This is a genomic window from Rhodococcus sp. GB-02 (assembly GCF_053470465.1).
Genome location: NZ_JBPUKE010000001.1, coordinates 753,317 through 777,816 on the forward strand (window position 1 = coordinate 753,317; position 24,500 = coordinate 777,816).

At 62.7% G+C, this 24,500-nt stretch carries 24 protein-coding genes and 1 pseudogene; 18 read left to right on the forward strand and 7 right to left on the reverse strand.

Annotated features, from left to right (window positions below; genetic code table 11):
* Positions 1-25: 25 nt before the first annotated feature.
* Complete coding sequence (locus ACSW29_RS03630) at positions 26-841, reverse strand: Rv3717 family N-acetylmuramoyl-L-alanine amidase (RefSeq protein WP_448276498.1); 816 nt, start codon at positions 839-841, stop codon at positions 26-28.
* A 109-nt stretch (positions 842-950) separates the two neighbouring features.
* Between ACSW29_RS03630 and ACSW29_RS03635 the strand changes: the two genes are divergently transcribed.
* From ACSW29_RS03635 to ACSW29_RS03650, 4 genes are all read left to right on the forward strand, one after another.
* Positions 951-1,289, forward strand: a complete 339-nt coding sequence (locus ACSW29_RS03635) for a YbaB/EbfC family nucleoid-associated protein (protein WP_003943929.1) — start codon at positions 951-953, stop codon at positions 1,287-1,289.
* Positions 1,290-1,301: 12 nt separating this feature from the next.
* Positions 1,302-1,922: a recombination mediator RecR gene (gene recR, locus ACSW29_RS03640; RefSeq protein WP_003943917.1), complete on the forward strand. Its 621-nt coding sequence runs from the start codon at positions 1,302-1,304 to the stop codon at positions 1,920-1,922.
* Positions 1,922-2,491 carry a TetR/AcrR family transcriptional regulator gene (locus ACSW29_RS03645; RefSeq protein WP_020905905.1) on the forward strand — a complete coding sequence of 190 codons (570 nt, stop codon included), beginning with the start codon at positions 1,922-1,924 and terminating at the stop codon, positions 2,489-2,491. Before recR ends, ACSW29_RS03645 begins: the two co-directional genes overlap by 1 nt.
* Before the next feature lie 86 nt (positions 2,492-2,577).
* Positions 2,578-4,050, forward strand: coding sequence for an MFS transporter (locus ACSW29_RS03650; protein ID WP_317826572.1), 1,473 nt, complete (start codon positions 2,578-2,580; stop codon positions 4,048-4,050).
* On the opposite strand, the gene ACSW29_RS03655 is transcribed toward ACSW29_RS03650, so the two are convergent.
* Positions 4,037-4,750, reverse strand: a complete 714-nt coding sequence (locus tag ACSW29_RS03655; RefSeq protein WP_317826571.1) for a TetR/AcrR family transcriptional regulator — start codon at positions 4,748-4,750, stop codon at positions 4,037-4,039. The two genes, ACSW29_RS03650 and ACSW29_RS03655, sit on opposite strands and share 14 nt — an antisense overlap.
* Positions 4,751-4,815: 65 nt before the next feature.
* Here ACSW29_RS03655 and ACSW29_RS03660 point away from each other — a divergent pair, with 65 nt between their 5' ends.
* From ACSW29_RS03660 to ACSW29_RS03710, 11 genes and pseudogenes are all read left to right on the forward strand, one after another.
* Positions 4,816-5,382: an FAS1-like dehydratase domain-containing protein gene (locus ACSW29_RS03660; RefSeq protein ID WP_230816591.1), complete on the forward strand. Its 567-nt coding sequence runs from the start codon at positions 4,816-4,818 to the stop codon at positions 5,380-5,382.
* On the forward strand, positions 5,379-5,807 hold the full coding sequence (locus tag ACSW29_RS03665; RefSeq protein WP_448276500.1) for a Zn-ribbon domain-containing OB-fold protein: 429 nt from the start codon (positions 5,379-5,381) through the stop codon (positions 5,805-5,807). Before ACSW29_RS03660 ends, ACSW29_RS03665 begins: the two co-directional genes overlap by 4 nt.
* On the forward strand, positions 5,804-6,217 hold the full coding sequence (locus tag ACSW29_RS03670; RefSeq protein ID WP_448276502.1) for an acyl dehydratase: 414 nt from the start codon (positions 5,804-5,806) through the stop codon (positions 6,215-6,217). The genes ACSW29_RS03665 and ACSW29_RS03670 overlap by 4 nt, the downstream gene beginning before the upstream one ends.
* The gene (locus tag ACSW29_RS03675) at positions 6,214-7,395 is read left to right on the forward strand and encodes a lipid-transfer protein (protein ID WP_448276503.1); all 1,182 of its coding nucleotides are present in this window, start codon (positions 6,214-6,216) and stop codon (positions 7,393-7,395) included. Before ACSW29_RS03670 ends, ACSW29_RS03675 begins: the two co-directional genes overlap by 4 nt.
* 32 nt (positions 7,396-7,427) lie before the next feature.
* Positions 7,428-8,636 carry a DegT/DnrJ/EryC1/StrS family aminotransferase gene (locus ACSW29_RS03680; RefSeq protein WP_448276505.1) on the forward strand — a complete coding sequence of 403 codons (1,209 nt, stop codon included), beginning with the start codon at positions 7,428-7,430 and terminating at the stop codon, positions 8,634-8,636.
* Position 8,637: 1 nt separating this feature from the next.
* Complete coding sequence (locus ACSW29_RS03685) at positions 8,638-9,474, forward strand: SDR family NAD(P)-dependent oxidoreductase (RefSeq protein WP_448276506.1); 837 nt, start codon at positions 8,638-8,640, stop codon at positions 9,472-9,474.
* Positions 9,471-10,602: pseudogene (locus ACSW29_RS03690) on the forward strand (steroid 3-ketoacyl-CoA thiolase). Before ACSW29_RS03685 ends, ACSW29_RS03690 begins: the two are co-directional and overlap by 4 nt.
* Positions 10,603-10,629: 27 nt before the next feature.
* Positions 10,630-12,840 carry an acyl-CoA dehydrogenase gene (locus ACSW29_RS03695; RefSeq protein ID WP_448276508.1) on the forward strand — a complete coding sequence of 737 codons (2,211 nt, stop codon included), beginning with the start codon at positions 10,630-10,632 and terminating at the stop codon, positions 12,838-12,840.
* A 17-nt stretch (positions 12,841-12,857) separates the two neighbouring features.
* Positions 12,858-14,066 (forward strand): acyl-CoA dehydrogenase family protein, encoded by a 1,209-nt coding sequence (locus ACSW29_RS03700; RefSeq protein ID WP_448276509.1) that lies wholly within the window; start codon positions 12,858-12,860, stop codon positions 14,064-14,066.
* A 1-nt stretch (position 14,067) separates the two neighbouring features.
* Positions 14,068-15,195, forward strand: a complete 1,128-nt coding sequence (locus ACSW29_RS03705; RefSeq protein ID WP_448276510.1) for an acyl-CoA dehydrogenase family protein — start codon at positions 14,068-14,070, stop codon at positions 15,193-15,195.
* A gap of 66 nt (positions 15,196-15,261) precedes the next feature.
* The gene (locus tag ACSW29_RS03710) at positions 15,262-16,425 is read left to right on the forward strand and encodes a low temperature requirement protein A (protein ID WP_448276511.1); all 1,164 of its coding nucleotides are present in this window, start codon (positions 15,262-15,264) and stop codon (positions 16,423-16,425) included.
* Positions 16,426-16,431: 6 nt separating this feature from the next.
* Here the strand turns inward: ACSW29_RS03710 and ACSW29_RS03715 are convergent, their stop codons facing one another.
* From ACSW29_RS03715 to ACSW29_RS03725, 3 genes are read right to left on the reverse strand one after another with little or no spacing between them, the layout of a single operon-like run.
* Entirely contained in the window at positions 16,432-17,145 is a 714-nt protein-coding gene (locus ACSW29_RS03715) for a type 1 glutamine amidotransferase (RefSeq protein ID WP_448276512.1), read from the reverse strand.
* Entirely contained in the window at positions 17,138-18,391 is a 1,254-nt protein-coding gene (locus ACSW29_RS03720) for a Mur ligase family protein (RefSeq protein WP_003943457.1), read from the reverse strand. Before ACSW29_RS03720 ends, ACSW29_RS03715 begins: the two co-directional genes overlap by 8 nt.
* Before the next feature lie 25 nt (positions 18,392-18,416).
* Positions 18,417-19,358, reverse strand: coding sequence for an EamA family transporter (locus ACSW29_RS03725; protein ID WP_448276513.1), 942 nt, complete (start codon positions 19,356-19,358; stop codon positions 18,417-18,419).
* A gap of 109 nt (positions 19,359-19,467) precedes the next feature.
* Between ACSW29_RS03725 and ACSW29_RS03730 the strand changes: the two genes are divergently transcribed.
* On the forward strand, positions 19,468-20,361 hold the full coding sequence (locus tag ACSW29_RS03730; RefSeq protein ID WP_317826556.1) for a LysR family transcriptional regulator: 894 nt from the start codon (positions 19,468-19,470) through the stop codon (positions 20,359-20,361).
* A gap of 109 nt (positions 20,362-20,470) precedes the next feature.
* Here ACSW29_RS03730 and ACSW29_RS03735 read toward each other — a convergent pair whose 3' ends face one another.
* Together ACSW29_RS03735 and leuA are read right to left on the reverse strand one after the other, a co-directional pair.
* Positions 20,471-20,848 carry an SHOCT domain-containing protein gene (locus ACSW29_RS03735; RefSeq protein WP_003943489.1) on the reverse strand — a complete coding sequence of 126 codons (378 nt, stop codon included), beginning with the start codon at positions 20,846-20,848 and terminating at the stop codon, positions 20,471-20,473.
* A 240-nt stretch (positions 20,849-21,088) separates the two neighbouring features.
* A complete protein-coding gene (leuA, locus tag ACSW29_RS03740) occupies positions 21,089-22,897 on the reverse strand; it encodes a 2-isopropylmalate synthase (RefSeq protein ID WP_230816577.1) in 1,809 nt (602 codons plus the stop codon).
* Between the two features lie 270 nt (positions 22,898-23,167).
* Here leuA and ACSW29_RS03745 point away from each other — a divergent pair, with 270 nt between their 5' ends.
* Together ACSW29_RS03745 and ACSW29_RS03750 are read left to right on the forward strand one after the other, a co-directional pair.
* Positions 23,168-23,533, forward strand: coding sequence for a hypothetical protein (locus tag ACSW29_RS03745; protein WP_448276514.1), 366 nt, complete (start codon positions 23,168-23,170; stop codon positions 23,531-23,533).
* Positions 23,533-24,486, forward strand: a complete 954-nt coding sequence (locus ACSW29_RS03750; protein WP_448276516.1) for a hypothetical protein — start codon at positions 23,533-23,535, stop codon at positions 24,484-24,486. Before ACSW29_RS03745 ends, ACSW29_RS03750 begins: the two co-directional genes overlap by 1 nt.
* Positions 24,487-24,500: the final 14 nt, after the last annotated feature.

Here is a 24,500-nt window from a genome sequence, read left to right on the forward strand (position 1 = left end):
GCGGAACTTCTCCACAGAAGCCGGATCAGGGGGTTGTCAGGAAGGCTGTGACTCCGCTGGTGACGGCGGACGCATAGTCCTGCTGACCGTCCGGGCTCGTCATGCGCGCTGCCTCGTCGGCATTACGCATATTGCCGAGTTCGACCAGAATCGACGGCCGCTGCGACAGGTTGAGTCCCGTCAGATCGGCGCGTGGCGCCAACCCGTCGTCACCGATGTATGTCGACGGGGTGAGCCCGGCGGTGACGAGTGAGTCGCGCATGGTTTCGGCAAAGGCGACGGACGGGCCGGCCTGCACCGTGTTCAGCGGGGGCGCGGAGTAGCAGACGTGGAAGCCTTCGGCCCCGGCTGCTGCGCCGTCCGCGTGAATGCTCACCACCACGTCGGCGCCGGAGGAATTGGCGGCCTCGGCACGTGCGTCGACGCAAGATCCGACGCTGACGTCATCGGGTCGACTCAGGACGACAGTTGCGCCTTGGCCTTCGAGCTCGCTCTTGACCAGGCTAGCGACTTCCCAGTTGAAAGTGTGCTCGGGGAACCCGGCATCGGTATTGGTGCCGGTGGTCTGGCAGTTCTTGGTGCCGCCGCGGCCCGTGGGGACCTGGGTGTTGATGCTGTCGTCGTTCGCCCCGCTGTGCCCGGGATCGAGGAAGACGACCTTGCCGGTGAGCGCTGCGGGGATGTCAGCGGCGACAGTGCTGAGCGGAGACACCTCGACCGAAGTCGTGGCCTCGGGCGCCGTGGCGTCGGCAGTCTCGGTGGGAATCGTGCACGCGGCGCTCAGAAGCCCGGCCCCGACTACGGCAATGAGGGCGGTCGAGCGGAACACACGTGATGCCATGTTTGACCCTCTTGACGGTTTTACGGTGTCTGACTGGTTCCGGCGCACCCGCTCACGGTAGCGCGCACCGACTACGCTGGTGGGGATAACTCTGTAGAAAGGACCGCTCGTGCAACCAGGTGGAGCACCCGACATGTCTGCTCTGTTGGCTCAGGCTCAGCAGATGCAGCAGCAATTGATGGCGGCGCAGCAGGAAATGGCTCAGGCCGAAGTGACCGGTCAGGCCGGTGGCGGACTGGTTGTCGCCACGGTCAAGGGCACCGGCGAGGTTGTCGGTCTGCAGATCGATCCCAAGGTCGTCGACCCCGAAGATGTCGAGACGCTGCAGGATCTGGTGATCGGCGCGATCGAGGACGCTTCGCGCAAGGCACAGGAAGTCGCTGCTGAGAAGCTCGGCCCGTTGGCCGGCGGACTCGGCGGAGGCCTTCCCGGTCTCCCCGGCTTCTAGAAACGAGAACGCGTGTACGAAGGTCCGGTTCAGGATCTGATCGACGAACTCGGGAAGCTTCCCGGAGTCGGGCCGAAGAGCGCTCAACGCATCGCTTTTCACCTGCTCTCCGTGGAGCCTCCCGAGATCGACCGTTTGAAAAATGCATTGCAGCGCATCCGTGACGGCGTTCAGTTCTGCACGGTGTGCGGAACTGTGTCCGATCAGGAGAAGTGCCGCATCTGCGCCGACGCACGACGCGATCGCACGGTGATCTGCGTCGTGGAGGAACCGAAGGACGTCCAGGCTGTCGAGCGCACCCGTGAGTTCAAAGGTCGCTATCACGTGCTCGGCGGTGCGCTCAATCCACTCTCGGGGATCGGGCCGGACCAGTTGCGTATCCGGGAGTTGTTGGCTCGCATCGCAAACCAGGAGGACGGCGTCGACGTGTCCGAGGTCATCATCGCCACCGATCCCAACACGGAGGGTGAGGCGACAGCTACCTATCTCGTTCGCATGATGAGAGACATTCCGGGGCTCACGGTGTCTCGGTTGGCTTCGGGTCTTCCGATGGGTGGCGATCTCGAATTCGCCGACGAGTTGACGTTGGGTCGCGCATTGTCCGGCCGTCGCGAATTGTCGCGGAACGCTTGATGGGCGGCACGGAGCAAGGTCAGCAGGTGCGTCGTACGTCCGAGCAGACGCGTGCGCAGATCATCGCGTCGGCCGGGAAAGCATTCGCGACTCGGCCGTACCGCGAAATCACGCTCAAGGACATCGCCGAAGACGCAGGCGTCAGCGCTCCGCTGATCATCAAGTACTTCGGTTCCAAAGAGCAGTTGTACGACGAGTTGGTCGACTTCCGGGCAGCGGCGGTCACGGTCTTCGACGCACCGAACGACTCGCTCGGCGAGCGCATGGTCTCGCTGTTCACCAAGCCGCTGGAGTCGTACAAGCCGCTGTCCATGAGCTTGTTGTTCATGAGCGGCGTCAGTGAAGAGAGCAACCGCAAGCTGCGCGAGAACTATTCGACGCAGATGATCGACACCCTCGCCGCTCGTCTGTCCGGCCCCGACGCGAGATTGCGCGCGGAACTGGCGATGTCGATGGTGGTCGGAGTGGCGATCATGCGCCGACGGATGATGGCCGGCCATGCCACCGGCACCCAGGACGAGGTGGTTGCGCTGTACGCACCGCTGGTGCAAAAGCTGCTCGACGGGTGAGCGGCGTCACAATTCTTGCTAGGTAAATATCCGTTCACCTAATGTAGGTGAACGGATATTTACCTAGTGAGAACAGGCGGTGTGGGGTGACGACGCTCGACCGTCCGCCGGGCACGCCTGCAGTCACCACCTCCGACGCGGGACTCGCGCAGCCGCGCTCCCGCTTCCTGTTCCCCATCGTTGTCGCCGCCGCAGTGTTCCAGGCTGTTCTGCAGACGGTCATCGTTCCACTGCTGCCGGAGTTGCCGCACTTCACAGGCGCTGGACGTACGGCCGTGTCCTGGCTGGTGACCGTCACGTTGCTGGTCGGCGCGGTGGTCACCCCCATCTTCGGCCGGCTCGCCGACATGTTCGGCAAGAAGAAGATGCTTCTCGTTGCCTTCTCGATGATGACTCTCGGCTCGATGTTGTGTGCGCTGTCGTCGGACATCGCAGTCCTCATCTTCGCGAGAGCGTTGCAGGGGGCCGGGTCGGCGGTCATCCCCATCGGAATCTCCATGCTGCGTGACGAATTGCCACGCAACAAGGTCAACGGCGCAGTGGCCATGATGAGTTCGACGCTCGGCGTCGGAACCGCTTTGGGCATACCGTTTTCCGCGATGATCGCGCAGTACTCGAATTGGCACGTCCTGTTCTGGGTAACCACCGCCATCGGGCTGTCCGTGACTCTTGCTGCGGTGCTGTTCATTCGAGAGTCCGAGCCGAATCCGTCGGGAAGATTCGACGGAGTCGGGGCTGTCGGTCTGAGCGCCGCGATGATCGCGTTACTGGTGCCGATCACTCAGGGATCGAGTTGGGGATGGACCAGTGGAGCGGTGATCTCCATGCTGGCTGCGTCGGCGGTGCTGTTCACGCTCTGGGTAATTCAACAGCGGCGCAACGTCAATCCGCTGGTCGACGTCCGTGCTCTCGTGAAACGTGCGGTGTTGATCCCGCATCTGGCGGCTCTGCTGGTCGGGTTCGCATTTTTCGGGAATACACTGATCACCACGCAACTGCTGCAGGGGATGAAGGGGCCGGGCGCCGGGTACGGGCTGTCGATCATCGCGGCGGCGCTCTGCCAGATTCCGGCGAGTATCGCGATGGTGCTGTTCTCGCCGGTTGCGGTGCGGATCACCGACCGCTTCGGTTCACGGACCGCGATGTTGACCGGTGCCGTGTTCCTTGCCGGAGGGTACGGGATTCACGCAGTTGCCGGTAAGCCGCTGTGGGGAGTGGTTGCGGCACTGGGTATCACAGCAGTCGGGACCGCCATCGTGTACAGCACACTCTCGCTGCTGATTCTGGTTGCCGTGCCTCGTCAGCGACTGGCGGCAGCCAACGGGGTGAACTCACTTCTGCGGACGTCCGGAAGCACGATCTGCAGTGCGACGGTGGCAACCATCCTCGCGGCATTCGTGATCAGCGGTTCGGAACATTCCACGTCGTGGACCGGATTCTCCGTCGCCTACCTGGTGTGCGCCGGTTGCGCGGTGGTCGTGTTCGCAGTGTCGATCCTGTTGCCGCAGGGGCTAACCCCGAAACACATTGATCTGCCGGATCTCGTCACGCGACCCTGAATCCCGAGAGGAAGAGCGTGATCATCAGATCCGCGAACTCTTCGGTGGTGTACTTCTGGCGGTCCGGCCAATGCGTTGTCGACCACAGGGTGTCGCGTACCGATCGATAGAAAATCTCCGGGGCCACGTCTTTGCGGAAGATTCCCTGATCGACACCTTCGGCAATCGCTTTCATCCAATGCTCGCGGACCTGGCGGGAAGGCCCGTCGACGGATTGCAGGAGATCGTTGTCGCGTAGGTAGGCCCGATCGTTCTGGTAGATCGCCGTCGGGTGCGGGTGCAGTTCGATGACGATCAGCGTCTCGCGGATCAGGCCGCGCAGGACGTCCTCGGGGCCGGTTGCCGTCTTCACCACCTGATCGAAGCGGAGCTGGATGTCGGTGATGAAGCCGCGCATGAGCTCGGCAACTATCGCGTTCTTCGACTTGAAGTAGTGGTAGAGGCTGCCCGAGAACACTCCAGCGGCATCGCCGATCTCGCGAACGGTCGTGGTCGCGACACCCTTCCTGGCAAACAGCTCGGCTGAGCTCTCCAGGATTTTCTCCCGACGATCTGGTGATGCCACTGAAATCTCCGCTGGTTGTCGGTCCTGCTCAGGGCAGGGTTTCACGGGTGCCGGGCTTCCGGCGTCGAACGTAGCGCAATCCTGCCTGATGGCTCCGGCTCGAACCAATTCGTCGGTGAGATCGCGTGTTTCCACTTCCGGATTCCTATGCTAGCTTCAGAATCAAGCGCTTGCTCAACTTTCGTTCACGGAGGATTTCAGTGCAGAGCCTGCAGACGCAATTTCCGAATTTCATCGGCGCAGAGGCCGAACCAGCCCGGGTCGCCCGCTACGCGGTCAACGAGGCGATGATCCGCAACTGGGTCGAGGCGCACGACGACCGCAACCCGATCTACGTCGACGCCGAGGCCGCCCGCAGTACCGGCCGTCGAGACGTCGTCTGTCCGCCTGCCATGATTTCGACCTGGGTGATGGCGGGTTACCGACGTTATCGGCAGGTCCAGCAACTTCGTGCCGACGGAGCCTGCGAGGACTTCGCCTATTCACGACTGCTGGCGTTGTTGGACGAGGCCGGATACACGTCCGTTGTCGCGACCAACGTCGAGCAGGAGTATTTCGCGGAGCTGAGCCCCGGAGATCGCGTCACCGCACATTTCACCATCGAAGCGATCTCGCCGTTCAAACAAACTGCCCTCGGTCACGGGTGCTTCATCACTCTGTTCAAGAAGTACGTCGACCAGGGCGGAAAGACGCTGGTCGAAGAGCGTTTTCGATTGCTCAGGTTCAAACCAGATGCCCAGCCGGACACCCAGGAGGTAATCGCATGAGCGAGACTGGCTCCCGCAACACCGCTGTTCCGAGACTCACCGTCACCGACGACAACGATTTCTTCTTCGCTGCGGCCAAAGAGGGTCGCCTTGAGATCCAACGGTGTGCGGATTGCAAGACACTGCGCCACCCACCCGCGCCCGCGTGCCCGGAATGCCGCTCGTTCAGTTGGGACACAGTCGAATCCACGCGGCAATGCATGTTGCACAGCTTCACGGTCATCCATCACCCACAGGATCCTGCTTTCGAGTATCCGCTCGCCGTCGGACTCGTCGATCTCGAAGAAGGCACGCGACTTGTTGCCGACATCGCGGGGATCGATCACGAGGAACTCGAATTCGGCATGGAACTCGAAGTGACCTTCTCCGAGCACGCTCACGGCGAGATGCTGCCGCAACTGAGGCGACGGGGTTCGGTGGAATGACGAAACTGATTGACTGCGAGGTGGGTTCGGTTCTCCCCAGCCTCGAATTGCCGTTGGACCGAACGCTGATCGTGGCCACGGCGATCTCTTCTCAGGATTTCGAGGACGTGCATCACGATCCGGGTAAGGCGCAGGATCGCGGAACTCCCGACATCTTCATGAGCATCAACACCACCAACGGGCTCATCGACCGCTACATCACCGACTGGTCCGGCCCGGCATCACGGATCGTCAAAACATCACTACGGCTTGGTGTTCCGAACTTCCCCGGAGACACCATGACATTCACCGGCAAGGTCACCGCCATAGACGGCCAGGCCCTCACCGTGACGGTTCTCGGGAAAAACGCCCGCGGAACACACGTGACGGCCGACGTGACTCTCGAACCGGTGGAAAGGGTAATCGCATGACACGAGGATTTTCGAGGCAAGCAGCCATCGCCGGGATCGGCGCCACTGAGTTCTCCAAGAACTCCGGCCGCAGCGAATGGCAGTTGGCGTGCGAATCCGTGATCGCCGCACTCGACGACGCTCACATCGAGGCAGAAGAGGTGAACGGATTTGCGCTGTTCACCATGGAGAACAATCCCGAGATTGCGGTCGCACGCGCCCTGGGGATACCGGAACTGACGTTCTTCAGTCGTATTCCACATGGTGGCGGCGGTGCCTGTGCACCGGTTCAACAAGCAGCGCTTGCCGTCTCCAGCGGAGTTGCCGACGTTGTGGTCGTCTACCGTGCCTTCAACGAAAGATCAGGTCACCGATTCGGCGCCGGGCCACCACCTTTTGCGTACAACGCGTCGACGGACCAGGAGTATCGGAACTGGATCAACCCGTACGGGCTTCTGACGCCGGCGCAGCAGGAAGCCTTCCTGGCCAAGCTGTACATGCACAAGTACGGGGCAACCAGCGCCGACTTCGGCCAGATCTCGGTTCTCTCGCGCAAGCATGCGGCGAACAACCCGAAGGCCTGGTTCTACGAACGCCCGATCACCATCGAGGATCATCAGAACTCGCGCATGATCGCCGACCCCATCCGCCTGCTCGACTGCTGCCAGGAAAGTGACGGCGGACAGGCACTGGTCATCGTCAGCGCGGAGCGCGCCCGCGATCTCCCGCATAAACCTGCGATCATCAGCGGTGCCGCGCAAGGTGTAGGTCCGCAACAGATTTCGATGAGCAGCTACTACCGAGACGACATCGACAGTATGCCGGAAGTCGAACTGGTCGCGCGCCAACTGTGGGACCAGGCCGGTATCGGGCCAGACGACATCGATGCCGCAATTCTCTACGATGCTTTCACCCCGATGGTTCTGCTTCAACTCGAGGAGTACGGATTTTGCGGTCGGGGCGAGGCAAAAGACTTCATCGCTGACGGCAATCTCGAGCTGGACGGTCGCCTGCCGATCAACACCCACGGTGGTCAACTCGGTGAGGGATACATCCACGGCGTCAACGGTATTGCCGAAGGTGTTCGCCTGATCCGCGGCGCCTCCACCAACCAACCCACGAAAACTCTGGACAACGTGCTCGTGACCGGCGGCTCTCCCGTCCCGCACAGTGCGCTCGTCCTCTCGGCAGATCGCTGAATCTGCCGCCCATTCGAGAAAGCAGGAACAAGATGAGCGAGCGGATCACCTACGCCAGAGCCACCCACGGCGAGGAAGAAATACAGGCGGTTGTCGACGTCTTGCGCAGCGGGCATCAAGGATTGCGCATCGGCAAGAACGTCTTCGAGATGGAAGAACGTATCGCGGCGTTGGCAGGCAAGAAGTTCGGCGTCATGTGCAACTCGGGATCCTCGGGTCTGTACTTGGCTGTCGAGCTGCTCGGACTGCCTGCGGGCAGCGAGGTCATCACATCGCCGTTGACGTTCTCCACCGACATCGCGCCGATCGTGCGTGCCGGTCTGGTGCCGGTGTTCGTGGACGTGGAACCCAACACATTCAACGTCGACGTCACCAAGATCGAGGCCATGGTCAGCGAGAAGACCGGTGCGATCCTGATGCCGAACCTGGCCGGCAACTGCCCGGACTGGGACGCCATCCGCGACATTGCAGATCGCCACGGACTGAAGGTGATCGAAGATTCGTGTGACGCGATCGGCGCCACGCTCCGCGGCACTCCGACCGGCTCCCGGGCGGACATCGTTGTCACCAGTTTCTCGATGGCACACATCATCACGTGCGCGGGAACCGGTGGAATGGTGTGCGTAGACGACGAAGCCAGCCGTGACAAGGCTCTACTGCTCCGCCGCTGGGGTCGTCGTAGTGAGCCGAACCTGTTCGGTAGCAACAAGTCCGGCCGAGTTTTCCGCGAAGAACTCGACGGTGTCGACTACGACAACGATTTCATCTTCGAGCTCATGTCGTGGAACTTCGAGCCCTCTGAACTCGGCGCAGCCTACGGCGTCGTGCAGCTCGACAAGCTGGAGGAGAACTACAAGACACGCAAGGCCACGTTTGCTGCCTTTACGGCGGCGTACGGCGCCCACCCCGAATTCTTCACGACGCCGGTAGAACTCGACGGGCTCGATACCGCGTGGCTGTGCTACCCGGTGATGATCAACGAGAATGCACCCTTCACACGCAGCGACCTACAGGAAGCCCTCGAAGCCGACGGCATCGACACACGAACTGTGTGGAGCGGCAACGTCACTCGTCACCCGATGATGAACAACATCGAATTCCGTCAGCCAGCCGAAGGTTTGCCGGAAGCCGACGCGGTTTTTGCCCGCGGCATGACGCTCGGCATGAGCCATGGCCTGCGCGAAGACGAAGTTGCTCGGATTGCGGAGAGCATCAATCGATTTGCCTCGAAGTGGAAGTAGCATGACCAATCGCTTCGAAGGACGCCGAGCGCTTGTCACCGGTTCCAGCCGCGGAATCGGTGCAGGCGTCGCAGAGAGGCTGGCAGCGGAAGGTGCCGACGTCGCTCTCGTGGCCCGGACGCTCGGCGCGCATGCAACCCTGCCGGGCAGTCTCGAAGAGACTGCGGCTCGAATTGCCAAGTACGGAACCAAAGTCGAGATAGTTGTCGCAGATCTGACTGACGAGCAGCAGCGCGACACCGTTGTGCCGCTGGCGATCGAGAAGCTTGGCGGGACTATCGACATCCTGGTGAACAACGCGGCAGCGGCGATCTATCAACCGCTGTCGGATTACCCACTCCGTCGGCGACGTCTGATGTTCGACGCAAATGTCCACGCACCGCTGGATCTGATGCAAGCCGTGGTGCCGGGGATGGTGGCAAACGGATACGGCTGGATCGTGAACGTGTCCAGCGGCACCGTCAAACCGTGGCAGGGTCCGCCGTTCACGTGGGTCGAACCGGGATCCGCGATGACCGTGTACGGCGCGTCCAAAGCAGCGCTCAACAGGATCAGCAACGGCATGGGCGTGGAACTCTACGGCCAGGGGGTGCGTGTCAACACGGTTCAACCGCGGGCGGCGGTGCTCAGCGAGGGCGCAAGAGTCCTGGTCGGTGAGACTATCCGGCCGGATCAGGTCGAATCTATGGAAGAAATGGTGGAAGCGGTCACAGCGCTGTGTGATTGCGACGCCGAGTTCACCGCGCGCTCGAGCGTCAGCTTGGACCTGATCGACGAGTGGTCCCTGACCGTACGCGGTCTGGACGGAACGGCACTACGAACCGAGGAGTTGGCATGAAGCCCGTCATCGTGGACGCAGCACGAACGCCGTTCGGCAAGCGTCAGGGATGGCTGTCCGGAGTCCACGCGGCCGAACTGTTGGGTTACGCGCAGAAAGGCGTGCTGGATCGGGTCGGCGTGGATCCTGGCGCAGTCGACCAGGTCATCGGCGGCTGTGTGACGCCTCTCGGTGAGCAGTTCGGAAACATCGTGCGTACGTCCTGGATGCATGCGGGCCTTCCGTTGAAAGCGGGCTGCACCACGATCGACGCGCAGTGCGGCACAGCGCAGCAATCGGTGCAGTTGATTGCCGGGCAGATTGCCATCGGTGCAGTCGACGTGGGTGTGGCGTGCGGTGTCGAATTAATGTCCCGCGCTCCGTTGACGTACAAGGTGGGTACCGGCCTGGGAACACCACGTCCGGAGTCGTGGTCACTCGATACCGTCGACCAGTACACCGCGGCCGATCGGATTGCTGTCAAGCGCAGTTTCAGCCGCGAGGATCTCGACGCCTTCGGGCTGCGCTCGCAGCAGCGAGCCGCAGCAGCCTGGGAGGCAGGACGTTTCGACTCGCACATCATCGATGTGGTGGTTCCAGGGTCGGACACTCCGGTTCACCGTGATCAGGGTCTGCGCGAATCGAGTCTCGAAGGGCTCGCGAAGCTGCGTACCGTTCAAGAAGGCGGATTGCACACCGCTGGAACGTCTTCGCAGGTCTCGGACGGTGCGAGTGCAGCTCTGCTGATGTCAGAGGATCGAGCCAAGGCACTCGGCGTGCGGCCACGGGCAAAGATACTGGCGCAGTGCGTCATCGGCGGGGGACACCGAGTTCATGCTCGACGGTCCCGTCGACGCGGCAAACATCGTGCTCGGACGCACCGGTCTGACGATCGACGACATCGATCTGTTCGAGGTCAACGAGGCATTTGCTTCGGTACCGATGTCGTTCGCGCAGGTTCACGGCGTCGATCCCGAATTGCTGAACGTCAACGGCGGCGCGATCGCACTGGGCCACCCGGCCGGTGCAACCGGAATCAGACTGTTGGCCAATGTCATCGACGAATTGGAGCGCCGGGACAAGTCCATCGCACTGATCGCGATCTGCGCGTCCGCCGCAACCACCTGCCTGATTCTCGAACGCATCTGACAAGAACCGAAGATTGAGGAACCTGCCATGGCACTACCCCTGCTCGAAGATCACCGTGACCTGGCCGAAGCGGTGGACGCATTCGCGAACCGCTTCGGTGGCATCGCCGATACGCGGAGCAACGTCAAGAGGTACGGCGCCGGTGATCGGCCGGACTCGTGGGATGGGTTGGTCCGTCAGGGCCTGCACGCAGTGCACCTGCCGGAGCAGTACGGTGGTGACGGGGCGGGTCTTGCCGAACTTGCAGTGGTAGTCGAGCAATTGGGTGATGCGCTCTATCCGGGACCGTACGTTCCGACGGTCATCGCGAGTGGGATTCTCGCAACAGCCGCAGGCTCGGCTGCGGAAGCAATGCTGACCGAATTGGCCACCGGTGCAACCGGAGCAGTCTGTACGGGCGCGGGATTGCGCGCGGCTCGAAGCGACGATGGGTGGACGGTGAGCGGTTCTGCCGACCCAGCTCTAGGTCTACCCGGAGCTGATGTCGTTCTCGTGCGGGCGAACAGCGAAGACGGCGAGTTGTGGTTCCGGCTCGAACCGTTGCCTTCCGCTGCGGTGGAGGTCGAAGACGGAGTGGATCTGACACGATCGATCGGAACACTGACCTTGACCGATCACCAGGTCGATGACGGGCTGACCGTCGACGGTCTCGAGGCCCACCGAGTCGAACTGATCGTCAACACGGTGTTGGCTGCGGAGGCGAGCGGTATCGCCGGGTGGGCGCTACGCACCGCGGTCGACTATGTGAAGTCCCGTCAGCAGTTCGGCCGTCCGGTCGGAAGCTTCCAGGCAGTCCAGCACAAGGCAGCCATGATGCTGGTCCGCTCCGAGATTGCCTGTGCCGCAGCATGGGATGCGGCTCGATCCGAGGACCACGACGAGGATCAGCAGAAACTTGTCTCGGCTCAAGCTGCGTTGGCTGCACTGCCGGTCGGCATCGAGAATGCCCTCGAATGTGTGACGTTGCTCGGCGGAATCGGATTCACCTGGGAGCACGACGCGCATCTGTACTGGCGCCGGGCGATCAGTATCGCGGCGGTGGCAGGATCCGAGGTGAAGTGGGCACACGCCTTGGGAGGCCGGTCTGCCGATTCGGTCCGCGACTTCTCCTTTGTCGACCCGGACATGCTGCCGGAGCTACGTGAGCAGGTTCGTAGGGTTCTGGACGAGGTTGCGCTGCTGCCGGACGACGGAACCACCAGCGCGAGTTGGGCTCCGGCCAAAGGCAGTGCTCGACGCGCACGATTTGCCGACGCCAAACTGGTTGCCCCGCACTATCGGGCGCCGTACGGGCTGGGAGCAGGACCGAGAGAACAGGCCGTCATCGCACACGAATTCGCGATGCGAGGTTGGGCTCAACCGTCCACGGTGATCGGGGAATGGGTACTGCCCACGATTCTCGAACACGGCAACACCGAGCAGCAGGACAGGTTTATCGAGCCTTCGCTGCGAGCCGAAATCATCTGGTGCCAGCTCTTCAGTGAGCCGGGCGCGGGATCAGACCTGGCCGGTCTGAGCACGAAAGCGCGCAAGGTCGACGGTGGCTGGGTCCTGTCGGGTCAGAAAGTGTGGAACTCGGGTGCGCACGAGGCAGATTGGGGAGTATGCCTGGCGCGTTCCGACGCGGACGCTCCGAAACATCGTGGGCTGTCGTACTTCCTGGTCGACATGACCTCGAAGGGCATCGACGTACGTCCGCTGAAGCAAGCCACCGGCAAGTCGGAATTCAACGAGGTATTCCTCGACGACGTCTTCGTCCCGGACGACTGCCTGGTGGCCGAACCTGGGCAAGGGTGGAAACTTGCTGCGACAACGCTGTCCAACGAACGCTTGAGCATGGGCAGCACGCTGCACCATGGTTCGAGTCGGTTGTTCCGTCAGGTGATTGCCGACGCGAGCCACGACTGCCCTCGCGAAGATGCAGTGGAAGCCCTCGGCCGCAGTCTCTCTCGTGAGTTGGCACTGTCCGCGATGAATCTGCGCGGAGTGTCGGCGCGACTGGCGGGTCAGGAACCGGGCGCCGAGATCAGCGTGTCGAAGGTGTACAACGCCCTGGCGCAGCGCGAGGGCTCGCGGGACCTGTTGCGACTGCTCGGACCGCGCGCCGCAGTTGTCGACCCGGCGGCGAACTACGCAATAGACCACATCGGACTTCCCTCGATTCTGTTCGGCGGCGGAACCGTCGAAATCCAACTCAACGTCATCGCGCAGCGCGTACTCGGCCTGCCGCGTTCGTAGATCTTAGGAGCTTCACCATGTACTTGGATTTGTCGGAGGAGTCGAAGACTCTGCGCAAGGAATTGCGCGCATACTTCGCAGAGATCATCAACGTCGAAGACCGCCGTGCTCTCGTGGATCAGACCGAAGGCGGCCCCGTCTTCGATCGCATCCTGCGCCGGATGGGTAAAGACGGTTGGCTGGGCTTGGGGTGGCCGGAGGAATTCGGCGGTCGGGGTGAGAACCCCGAAGCTCTGTATGTGTTCTACGACGAGGTGATTCGCGCGAATGCGCCGCTGTCACTGGTCACGCTGAACACCGTCGGACCCGCTCTGATCAAGCACGGGACGCAAGCTCAGAAGGACTTCTTCCTGCGTCCGATCCTGGCGGGTGAATTGATCTTTGCCATCGGCTACACCGAACCCAATGCGGGCACCGATCTCGCGGCACTCGAAACACGCGCCCGCATCGAGGGCGACGAGCTTGTCATCAACGGCAACAAGATCTTCACCAGCGCCGGTGTGTTTGCCGACTGGGTCTGGCTTGCCGTTCGCACCGATCCTGACGCGCCGACGCATCAGGGCATTTCCGTGGTCCTGGTACCGACCAATTCGCGGGGGTTCTCGGTCACCGAAATTCACACCGTGGGCGGAATCAGCACTTCGGCAACCTATTACGAAGATGTTCGGGTGCCGATCAGCAATGTCGTCGGTGAGCTCAATCAGGGGTGGAAGCTCATCACCAACCAGCTCAACCACGAACGTGTTGCCCTGGCAGCACGCGGCGGCATCGCCAACGAGCTCTTCGCCGAGGTGGTCGAGTGGGCAAAGACAGAACCCGCCGGTGACGGCCACGTCTACGACATCGGCTGGGTACGTGAGAAATTGGCGGAAGTCTACGCGCTGCTCAGCGCCGCCGACCTGATGAACCTGCGACTGGTGGCGGACGTCGCCGCCAACACCTTGGGCGGCGGGGATTCGGCCGCGGCCAAGATCTTCGGTACCGAAGCCGTCGTCAGTGCGTACGGCATGCTGCAGGAAGTGCTGGGCGCCAAAGGCTTACTGCGCCCCGGTACACCCGGAGCGGTGCTGGAAGGACGGGTCGAGAACCTGGGTCGACGCGCACAGAACAACACCTTCGGTGGCGGTACCAACGAAGTGATGCGTGAAATCGTCGCCGCAAAATGCCTGGGCATGACGCTTGCTGCGCGTCGTCGAGCCGCGACCGCACAGAACGAAAAGAGCTGACATGGAATTCGAATTCGACGACAACTTGTCCGCCGTACGGGAACTGAGTGAATCGATCTTTGTGGCGAAGTCCGGTGTAGACCGACTCCGGGAAGTGGAGAGCGCCGGCGGTTTCGACGCGGAACTGTGGAAGCTCCTTGCCGACTCCGACGTGCTGGGAATTGCTCTGCCGGAAGAGGTCGGGGGAGCGGGCCTCGGAATGCTCGGTCTGGCAGCGGTGCTGGAACAACAGGGCCGCCGGGTCGCCCAGGTACCGCTCTGGTCGGTGGTTTCCACGGCGGCGCTGCCGATCGTGGAGTTCGGCAGCCCCGATCAGGTTCAGTCCTGGCTTCCCGGTCTGCTCGACGGCTCGGTCATCGTCACCGGTGCATTCGACACCGGCTACAACGCCGAGACGGCGGTTCGCGCCGAGCCCGCGCCGGACGGTTGGGTTCTGTCCGGACGCGTCGACTCCATCCCGGCCGCCGAGTTCGCTGCCGCACTGGTTGTTCCGGTGACGATGCCGGACGGCAGTGTCACCGTCATGATCGTGCCGACGGACCGGGACGCGCTGGTGCGTACACCGCTTCAGGTGACGAACCGCGAGAGCAACAGCGCTGTGCAGTTCGACGGGGTTGCGGTTACCACAGCCGACGCACTTCCCGCAGACGGCACGGTAGTTCGAGACTGGACGTTGCGGCGCGCACGGGTCGCGCTGGCGGCCCTGGCTACCGGCGTCTGCGAGGAAGCGCTGGCGATGACGGCGAAATACACCTCGGAGCGAGTGCAGTTCGGTCGCCCGCTCTCGACCAATCAGGCAGTGGCAGTCCGGGCCGCCGACGCGTACCTCGACACCGAGAGCACAAGATTGACCACGCATCGCGCTGCCTGGCTGATGGACAGCGGAGTCGAGAGTGAAGCGGAAGCAGCGGCGCTGGTCGCCAAATGGTGGGCGTCTCGCGGTGGCCTGCGCGTGGTGCACGCGACCCAGCACCTGCACGGCGGGATGGGCGCGGATATCGACTACCCGATTCACCGCTACTTCCTGTGGGGACGCCAGATCGCCTTCACCTTGGGGAGCGCGGGGGCGATAGGCGCCGAACTCGCCGATCAGCTGGAAATCCGCGCTCAGATCGGGGCGTCGGCGTGAATATCTGAGACGGCAGGTTTCAGTCACAGGCAGCGCGTCGGCAATCATCGCGCTACTCTGCCCTTCGTGAATCGCACCAGTTCGTTCATCAGGCCGTTGGTTCCTCGGGATCCGCACGAGCCGCATCGGGTGGCGACGCCGCTCGAGCTGCTCACCGACCTCTGCTTCGTCGTGGCGGTCGCTCAAGCGGCCACCGGTCTGCACCATGCGATCAGCGAAGGGCACGCGGCCTCGGGCGTCGGACACTTCGCGATGGCGTTCTTCGCGATCTGGTGGACGTGGCTGAACTTCACGTGGTTCACCTCGGCGTACGACAACGACGACGGAATCGCCCGCCTGCTGACCATCTTCCAGATCCTCGGGTCTCTGGTTCTGGCCGCCGGCATCGTCCGCTTCTTCAACGACGACGCCCTGCTGATCATCGTCGGCTACGTCATCATGCGAATAGCCCTGGTCATCCAATGGCTCAGGGTTTCGCGGAATGACCCGGAACACGCGCTGACAGCTCGTCGATACGCTCTCGGAATCGTTCTGGTCCAGATGGGTTGGATCGGTTTCTACTTCGTGCCGTCCGCGATCTACGTCCCGACGTTCTTGGCGTTGGTTCTGTGCGAGTTCGCGGTTCCGATCTGGTCCGAGAAGCAGGGCATGACGCCGTGGCACCCGCATCACATCGCTGAGCGGTACTCGTTGTTCTTCATCATCGTTCTGGGCGAGACGATCCTCTCGACCACCATCGCAATTCAGGACGCCGTGGACGGTGAGCATCCGGCAGCGCAGGTCACCTATGTCGTGATCGGCGGCATCCTGATCGTGTTCAGCCTGTGGTGGCTGTACTTCCAACGCAATGCCGGCGAAGTGATCGGTGGTGACAACGTCTCCCCCTTCGTCTGGGGTTTCGGTCACTACTTCATCTTCGCCGCCGCTGCCGCCATCGGTGCCGGGTTGGCCTCGCGCGTCGACTTCTGGACTCATCACGGTGACGGCAGCGCATTGGTGACGGGTGCTGCAGTCACCGTGCCGGTCGCGGTCATCCTCGCAGCCTTGTGGTTCATTCACATTCGACTGCACGACTCCTCGGTACGAACCCTCGTGCCGTTCTCGGTCGCGATAGCCGTCGTGCTCGGTGGTACCTACACCGCAGTGCCCGAACTGGTCGCGGGACTGGCCTGCGCCGCCCTGCTGGCAGTGGAATTGGTCCTGACCGAAGAGAAATCCGAGACGGTCTGAGCCGGCTCAACGAATCGCGAGTCGCTCCTTGCGGAGCTTGTCGACCTCGGGTAGGTGCAGGGGTTCGAGCTCGTCGACGCCCAATGCCCGCATGAGCAGGAGGTCCGCGAGTTCCGGATTCCGGGCCAGGGCGGGTCCGTGCATGTACGTCCCGATCACCGAACCCTGTACGACGCCTTCGAATCCGTCGCCGACGCCGTTTCCGACACCATGGGTGACCCGTGCAAATCCGGAGGCCGAGCTGCCCAGAGTTGTTCCGCCGCGGTGGTTCTCGAACCCGGAGAGGGGTGCGGTGAGTCCGTCGATCAGCGGCTTCGTGATGACTTCGCCGATGGAGCGCTTCTCTTGCGGTGAGGTCGTGACGTCGAGCATCGAGACACCTTCGACGCGTTCGCCGCTGGAGGTTTCGTACCAGTTGCCGAGCACCTGAATGGCAGCGCAGATCGCCAGAATCGGTGCGCCACGCTCGGCGGCGCGTTGCAGGCCAGGGTATTTCGCGAGGTGACGCGTTGCGAGGCGCTGAGCGGAATCCTCGGCGCCACCCAACGTGTACACGTCGAGCGAATCGGGGACCGGATCGCTGAGGGTAATGTCCACGATTTCAGCGTCGTAGCCGCGCATCCGCAGACGCTGACGCAGGATCAGGGCATTGCCGCCGTCACCGTAGGTACCCATCACGTCGGGGAGTACCAGACCGATGCGAACTGTCGAGTCAGACATTGCGAGACTCCTTCGCGATGGCGGTGTTGAGATCGCGGAAGGCTGTGTAGTTCGCCAGTACCTCCACACGTCCGGGAGGGCAGGAAGCGATGGCGCGCAACGGATCCGGATCGAGGGTGTGCTCTACGCCAGCGTACGTGAGGCGAACTGCTAGATCAGTTCCGCGTTCGCCGGCGGCCACTACCTTGACGCCTTCGAAGTGCTCGAACTTCACGTCCCACAGCCAGGAGAGGTCCTCGCCGTCCGGCACCTGACCGTTCACTGCGATCACGAGTCCGTCCACCGTGGGATCGATCATCGACAGCGCTTCCTGCCAACCAGCGGGATTTTTCGCGAGCAGCATGTGAACGGAGTGCGGTCCGACCTCGACGGTGCTGTATCGACCGGCGACTTCTTGGACCGTCGACGCGGCGGCAACTGCCCCGACCGGATCTGCGCCCAAAGCTGCTGCTGCCGCTACTGCCTGAGCTGCGTTACCGCGGTTGGCTTTTCCGGGGAGAGTCAACGTCATCGGAATCTTCAGGCCGTCGGGGCCGTAGAGATTGTCGTCGTCGAGCCACCAGGTCGGCTCAGGCCGCGCGAAGTCGGAACCGGTACTGCGCCAGTGCTTTCCCTCCCACACGATGGGTTCGCCGGTGCGCGGGCAGCTGACGGAATCGCCGGCCCAGCCGCCGCCGGCAGCAACCCACACTACGTTGGTGGCGTCGTATGCCACGGAGGTGACAAGTACGTCATCGCAGTTGGCGACGATCACCGCGTTCGGATGAGCATTGACGCACGCGCGGAGCTTCCGCTCGATCATGTTGATCTCGCCGACTCGGTCGAGCTGATCGCGGCTGAGGTTGAGCAGCACGATCACTTCCGGGTTCACGGCGTCGGCTACGTGGGGGACGTGCAGTTCGTCGACCTCGAGTGCTGCCAGCGTCGCGTCCGTGCGCGCGGCCAGAGCGGCCACGATCCCGGCATCCATGTTTGCGCCGTCGGCCTGCGTGGCGACGTCACCGAGTGTCGCGAGCGCTGCGGCGGTCATACGCGTGGTCGTAGACTTGCCGTTGGTGCCGGTGACCACGACGGTGCGCTTGCCGCGTCCGAGCTGAGTCATGAGCGTCGGGTCGATCTTGAGGGCGATCAACCCGCCGATCATCGAGCCCTTGCCGCGACCGGCTTTCTGCGATGCCCAAGATGCTGCTGCGGCAGCTCGCATGGCGAGCTTTCCGCGCGCTGTGATCGATAGTCCAGTTCCCACGGCCCGAGTTTGGCACAGGGCGTCGTCAGACGCCGAGTCGCGCCGGTGGTGAGGCTGCAGGTGTGTCAGAGAAAACAGTGTTCGTGGGCTTACGCCTCATCTGTGCGGCACTCGCTCCGGCGATCACGATGACCGCCCCGACCAGTGACAACGGGCTCGGATCCTCGTGCAGGAACAGCCAGGACGCGCCGATTCCCACTACCGGCACCAGCAAGGAGAGCGGCGCCACCATGCCGGCGGGATAGCGGCCCATGAGCATCGTCCAGAGCCCGGATCCGGCGATGGTGCCGAGCACGATGATGTAGGCCAGCCCGACCAGCGACGGCCAGGCGTCGGCGCTGAATGCGGTGCCGAGTGCGTGCCAGCCGACGGTTGGGCCTTCGACCACGGCTGACAGTGCGAGCATCGGCAACGGCGGGATGACACACATCCACAACATCAAACGCATAGGTGCAGGCTCGCCGACGGTGTTCGCCGCGGCCAAGCGGCTGCCGAGATTGCCGAACGCCCAGGACAGACCGCCGAGGAGCGTGAGGATCACGGGCAACAGTGCCGCATGGTGCGAGCGGTCCCAGCCGATCAAGGACATACCGGCGACGGCGACGGCGATCCCGGAGACCTGCCAGACGCTGAGCTTCTCGCGGAGCAGAAACGCGCCGAGTATGACGGTGAACGGCGCGGACGACTGCAGAACCAGTGATGCAAGACCCGTCGGCATCCCCGAATGCATCGCCCAGAAGAGGAAGACGAACTGGCCGAATCCGAAACCGAATCCATACAGCAACAGCCAACGGAGGGGTACCTGCGGACGCGGTACGAAGATGACGACCGGAATCGCGATGATCAGAAACCGCAGCGCAGCGAAGAAGAACGGCGGGAAATGATCCAGGCCGACGCGAATGGCCAGGAAGTTCAGACCCCACAAGACGATCACGGTCAGGCCGAGGAGACGGTCGCGGGGAGTCATGACGTTCATCGTGAGCCGTACAAAGCATCAGAACAAGCGAATATAGATGCACTATCCATGTAGTTTTGCTACATGGATTCAGGGCGCTACAGAGAAGCTGGTCACTAAGATGGACGCCACACGCTTGCGAATCCTCCGCGAGCTCGCCGATCGAGGAACTGTCGGCGCCACTGCTCTCGCTCTGTCGATGACGCCGTCAGCCGTCTCGCAACAACTCAAGATTCTCGGACGAGAAGCGGGGGTCTCGCTCCTCGAGCCGGACGGGCGCACGCTGCGCCTCACCGACGCGGGTCGAGCGCTGGTGCTCCGCGCCGATGACGTGGTGGCGGCGCTCGACCGGGCAGCAGAGGAGATGGCGTCGTACCGAGGCTCGCCGCGGGGAAAGGTGCGAGTCGCGTTCTTTCCTTCCGGCGCGGCTCTCCTGCTGCCCGGTGTCCTGACGGCTCTGAAGAACTCGGACGTGGATATCGACGCCTACGACGTCGACAAACCGGCGTCGGCCGTCCCTGGGCTGTTGGCCGATCATGATGTGATCCTCACTCACCGTGACGAACGCGGAGCCGAGACGTCGTTTCCCCGGGTCAGCGTGCAACCGCTGATGCGTGAACCGATCGATCTGGTGCTGCGGCCTGATCATCCACTCGCCGAGCAGGATTCGGTTCGGTTGGAACAATTGGCCGATGAGAACTGGATAAGCGTGCGCGGCGGATTTCCGGTCGACGACGTTCTGTTGTCGGTCGCCTCCGTCACGGGGGTTCAGCCTCGCGTCGCTCATCGGATAAACGATTTCCGGGTGATCGAAGAGTTGGTGGCGGCGGGTCATGGCGTGGCTTTGATGCCGCGTTACGCCATCACGCACCCCGGAGTGTCGCGGAAACCGGTCGCGGGAGTGCGCGCTGCACGCGTTTATGAATTGGCAACTCGATTACATTCTGACCGCAGCCCGGCAATCGGAGTGGTTCTCGACGCCTTTCGTGACGTCGCACGTGCTGTTGGTGAATGAACGGCGGTTGGTGAATGAACACAAAACGGGAGCGACACGATTAGTGTCGCTCCCGTTTCGGTAGTGCAATCCTCACGGATTAGTGAGGGCCGCTTAGTGAGGGCCGGTATCAGGCGAGAGCCTTGGCCTTCAGTGCTGCGAATTCTTCTTCGCTGATGGTGCCGGCGTCGAGAAGAGCCTTTGCATCTGCGATGGATTCGGCCGGGGACTTTCCGGCAACCTCACGGATGTAGCTGTCCTGCGCGTTCTTGACCTGCTGCGCAGCCTCGAGGGACCGCTGTGCCATTCCGTCACTGCGAACGATCAGGTAGACGAGCGAGGTGAGCAGCGGAATGAAGAACAGGAAGACGATCCAGATTGCCTTCACCCATCCGGAGGTCTTGTGATCGCGGAACAGGTCGGTGATGATCGAGAAGAGCAGGATCAAGTATGCGATGAACGCGAAGCTGATGATGATCAGCCAGAGGAAGTCCCAAAAGGAATCCATTGTCGAGCTCCATTTCACAAGTCGGATTTGTCTGAGCTGACTATCTCACGCGCACGTGCGGTCTGCATCATCCTCGATGGGTGAATTCTTTTTGTTAACGTCGCTAACCGACTCTTTCGGGACCAATGTCATGCCGAATCGAAAACATGGACCGAAAATCTTCAGTGCCCTGAAAACGACCCTGGTCCCACCCGAAAATCGGGTGAGACCAGGGATTGTTCACGAGTCAGGAGCTGAGTGTCAGCTGGCGCGGTTCACTGCCGAGACCACAGCGCGCAGCGAGGCCGTCGTGATCGACGTGGCGATACCCACACCCCAGACGACGGTGCTCTGACCCTCCGGGCTCGTCACTGCGCACTCGACGTAGGCCGCGGCCTGGGCGTCGTCACCGGCGGACATCGCGTGCTCGGAGTAGTCGAGGACACGAACGTCGAAGTTGATGCTCCCCAGCGCGTCGACGAAGGCAGCGAGCGGGCCGTTGCCGGTGCCCGAGATCTCCTGCTCCTTGCCGTTCACCTTGACGATCGCGGTGATCGCATCGGTGCCGCCGTCTTCCTCGGACGCGGTGACCTTCTGCTTCATGCGCTCGAGCGGGGTGATGGGAGCGAGGTACTCCTCGTGGAAGACGTCCCACATTTCCTTCGGCGAAACCTCGCCGCCCTCACCGTCGGTGATCTTCTGAACCGACTGCGAGAACTCGACCTGCAGACGACGCGGCAGCACCAGACCGTGATCGGCCTTCATGATGTACGCGACGCCGCCCTTGCCGGACTGCGAGTTCACGCGGATGACTGCCTCGTAGCTGCGGCCGACGTCCTTCGGGTCGATCGGCAGGTAGGGGACCTGCCAGAGAATGTCGTCGACGTCGGAGTTCTGGCTGTCGGCGTCGACCTTCATGGCGTCGAGGCCCTTGTTGATGGCGTCCTGGTGGCTGCCGGAGAATGCGGTGTAGACCAGGTCGCCGCCGTACGGATGACGCTCGTGGACGGGCAGCTGGTTGCAGTACTCGACCGTGCGACGGATTTCGTCGATGTTCGAGAAATCGATCTGCGGGTCGACGCCGCGCGTGAACATGTTCAGAGCGAGGGTCACCAGGCAGACGTTGCCGGTGCGCTCACCGTTGCCGAACAGGCAGCCTTCGATGCGGTCTGCGCCGGCCTGGTAGCCCAGCTCGGCTGCAGCGACGCCGGTGCCGCGGTCGTTGTGGGGGTGCAGCGACAGGATGACCGAATCGCGGCGAGCCAGGTTGCGGTGCATCCACTCGATGGAGTCGGCGTACACGTTGGGCGTAGCCATCTCGACGGTGGCAGGCAGGTTCAGGATGACCGGGTTGGCAGGCGTCGCACCCAGGGTTTCGGTGACTGCGTCACATACTTCCTTGGCGTACTCGAGCTCGGTGCCGGTGTAGGACTCGGGGGAGTACTCCCAGCGCCAGTTCGTGTCCGGGTACTTCTTGGACTCGGCCAGGACCAGCTCGGCGGCGTCGGTGGCGATCTTCTTGATCGTGTCCTTGTCGGCGCGGAACACGACGCGGCGCTGCAGGATCGAGGTGGAGTTGTAGAAGTGCACGATCGCGTTCTCGGCACCTTCACAAGCCTCGAACGTGCGCTTGATCAGCTCGGGACGCGACTGCGTCAGCACCTGGATGGTGACATCGGACGGGATGGCGCCGTCCTCGATGATCTCGCGAACGAAATCGAAGTCCGTCTGGCTCGCGGACGGGAAGCCGACCTCGATCTCCTTGTAGCCCATGCGAACCAGGAGATCGAACATACGACGCTTGCGCGCCGGGCTCATCGGATCGATCAGCGCCTGGTTGCCGTCGCGCAGGTCAACGGCACACCACTGGGGTGCTCGGTCGATGATCTTGTCCGGCCAGGTGCGGTCGGGCAGCGTGACTGTCTCGACCTCTTCGGCGAACGGGCGGTAGCGGAATGTCGGCATCGACGAGTTCTTCTGCGTGTTCCACGCAGGCTGGTCGGAAGGTGCCGGCTTCGTGGGCGGGGTGATGGTGCGAGTGCCGGTGGTGAATGCGTCAGCGGGGGACATGGGTGTGATCTCCAGGATTGTGGACCCGGCCTGATGACCTGTTGGTCAAGACCATGAGTCCGGAAGGCTTGGTCGACCGGCGCACAAAAACCCCGCGGCGGGAGGCCAGTCTGGATCAGACCCCGTCGCGGCAACCAAGAAGGAGTGCGCGCTGCATGCACAGCACTCTACTCCTGGATTTCGCGAGAAATCGGTGGGGTTCGCCCTCATGTCCAATTTGTCGCCGAATTGTGCTGCCGTTTCGGCCCCGAAAATGGTGGACTGTCGTCCATGGATCCCCGAATCGCCGTGGCGAGCACGTACCTCGACGCGCTCCGCAGTCACGATGGTAGTTCCGTACCGCTGGCTCCGGACGCGGTACGTCACGAGGTCGGGTTGAAGACCGGATTTTCGGGGAATCATTTGCGGCGCAGCCTTTCCCGAGGTCCTCAGTATCGCGTGATCCGCGACATTCGTGTGGTGGAGTGGACGGTCGACGGGGATGACCTGACGGCTGACTACCTCCTTGACGCCGGGTTGTTCGGGCGCAACCTGATGACCGTTCGGGTTACCGAGACTTTCCGGATACCCGCTGACGATCACCGCATTCACCACATCACCGCGAAGATTCGACCGGCGCGCGCCAAGCTCGCGTGATGCGCTCGATCCGCTGGATCGTCTGTTCACTGCTGATCGTTCTCGCTGGTCTCGGTTCTGCCTGCTCGGTGGTTGCGCTGTTCGTTCACACCCAGGTGAACGACACCGACAGCTATGTCGACACGGTTGCCCCGTTGGCTTCCGAGCCTGCTGTCCAAACGGCGGTCGTTGACCGGCTGACCGAGGAATTGACGCAGCGGTTGGATGGGTTTCCGCAGGTGGTGACGAGACAGGCCGAGAGACTCGTTCGCGAGGCGGCTCAGTCGTTGGTTCAGAGCGACCAGTTTGCGACGCTTTGGACTGCGGCCAACCGTCAAGCGCACGCGCAACTTGCTGCGATGGTGACCGGCCGAGCCGCCGACGGCATCGTTCGGTCCGACGACAGCGGAACAGTCACCTTGTCCCTCGAGCCGATCATGACAGAACTGCGGACGAACCTCCGCGATCGCGGATTCACCGTCGTCGATCGCCTCCCGAAACTCGATCCGCAGTTCGAGATCCTGCAGTCCGACGAGCTGGTGCGGGCCCGGGACCTCTCGAACACTCTCGACCGAGCGGCGGTCTGGCTGCCGTGGGTGTCGGTGTCCTGTGCGATCGCGGCCGTCGCAGTTGCGCCGAGGCGAATGCGCGGGCTGTCCCTGCTCGGGCTGGCGACGGCGGTGGCGATGATCGCCCTGCTGGTGGCGCTGGCCGTCGTGCGGCGGGTCTATTTACAGAATTCAGACATACCGTCATCTGACGCGGCAGTCGAGGTGTACGACGCGCTGGCAGTTTCGCTGGTCAGCAGTATCCGCGTGCTTCTCGCCTGCGGAGTTGCCGTCGCGGTGGTCGGTTACGTTGCCGGTGGTTCGCGTTCTGCGACGTTGATGCGAGCGCGGATCTCGCAACTGATCCCGCGCGGATCTGAGGCGAACAGCAGTACGCATCGGGAAGTCCCAGGACCACCTCGGTAAGCTCGACCTCTGGT